1 protein-coding gene is annotated in these 1,566 nt (G+C 39.1%); it reads right to left on the bottom strand.

All coding sequences use genetic code 11. The features are described from left to right. Positions 1-168: 168 nt before the first annotated feature. The gene (locus J2Z82_RS19265; protein WP_209482413.1) at positions 169-1,401 is read right to left on the bottom strand and encodes an IS4 family transposase; all 1,233 of its coding nucleotides are present in this window, start codon (positions 1,399-1,401) and stop codon (positions 169-171) included. Positions 1,402-1,566 lie beyond the last annotated feature (165 nt).

Below are 1,566 nucleotides of genomic sequence, written 5' to 3' on the forward strand. Positions count from 1 at the left end.
CACTAGCCTTGCAAATAAATTAACAAGTGATAAGTAGGTTGTGGATATTTAAGAGGATTTTCTAATTTTATGGGGTGTGTAAAATTTTTCCAGTTGGATTTTATCTCTGAAAACAAAAAACTCAATAGGGTCAGTAAATCCGCCCTTGTTATCCAAAAAATGGTAAATTTATTTAAAGTATTTCGCTGTTTTAGAACGTTTTTCTCCTATTGGCTTTACTACTGCAACTCCAGCATCGTACTGTTTTACCGGACTTCGCGGGAGATGGCTTTTTTGCCTTCCCTTCGAGGTTCTTTTTGGTTTTCGATGTATTGCCTTCCAGAATGCTTTCCAGGATCGTTCGGCATAAATGCGGAGAAGCTCCAATGTTTGCCAAGCACTTTTTTTGGTTTCCTCTGTGATTTGGACATATAAAGCCAGACAATACGCTGTCATGGCAAAAAATATTTGATTCCAAATACCCTGAGGCTTTGTGCTTTGGAGTTTAACCAGGCGCAGGTGCTGTTTGATCCATTTAAAAAATAATTCAACCATCCAACGGCACCTGTACAATTCCGCAACTTCTTCCGCACTTAAATCCCAGCGACTTGTGGCAATTCTGTACTTGCGACCCTCTCCATCCTTAAATTCAACTAAACGAACCGGATGCTTCATTGGTTTACTTCCCAAAACAACCTTGGCATCCTTCAGAATTTTTTCACCATTTGTTTCGTAATTCTCAAGGATAGTAGTTTTGTGGATATCATTAATACGAACCGCAAAAAGAACTTTCATATCCATCCATTCATCCATTTTTGCGTAGTCCACATAACCACGATCAAATAAGTAAGTCGCATCTGGATCTGTCACCAATTCCATCACAACTTCACGTTCATCCACATTTCCCGTTGAAGGAATAACCTTATCAGGAAAGGCTTCGTCTGGTGAAGCCACGACTAGACGAGTGTGAAGCTTTACTTGATTTCGGCTGCCCGTTACATAGGCCCATTTTCCAAAAGTAGGCCCTAAGTGAAGACAGGATGCATCAACCACATGAAGCTTCCCAAACAATGGGTGGCCACTTTTTTCACTGGTAACCTCCTGAAGTTTCTTCACTGACTCTAAAAATAAATCCTGGGCAAACGTAGAAGGTAAAGCATTCAAACGGCGTGAAAGCTGCGATCCACTAATTTCGGCAACACCAAAAAGCTTTCTTGAATCCTCTCTTGCCCGAACTTGTTCCTCTATTTGAGAAAATGATTCCCACTTTCCCAGCTGAGAAGCAACGCAAATCCGCATTAGATTAGGTGTTGTAAGCTTTTTGACTCCCCAATCAAGAAAATAAGAAGAAAAGGAGTCAAAAGGTAATAAAGATAAACATTTACTTAAAACAGATTGGTTTGATATACTAGTGTTATCCATAAGAAATCTCCTTTATGTAGAATTACGGATAACGTTGGTTGCGGATATCCTTCTACATTAGGAGATTTTTTTTATTTCGTCCAGTAATTATTTGGAAATTCAATTGAAAATGGATACCAGTTACAGGAAATATTTAACCTGTGGATACATTTGCAAGGCTAGTGA

The sequence above is a fragment of the Virgibacillus litoralis genome, assembly GCF_017873675.1.
Lineage (GTDB): Bacteria > Bacillota > Bacilli > Bacillales > Amphibacillaceae > Lentibacillus > Lentibacillus litoralis.

What these genes read in the sequence shown, in the direction of transcription:
- J2Z82_RS19265 (WP_209482413.1), bottom strand. Translation starts at nt 1,401, where the DNA reads ATGGATAACACTAGTATATCAAACCAATCTGTTTTAAGTAAATGTTTA.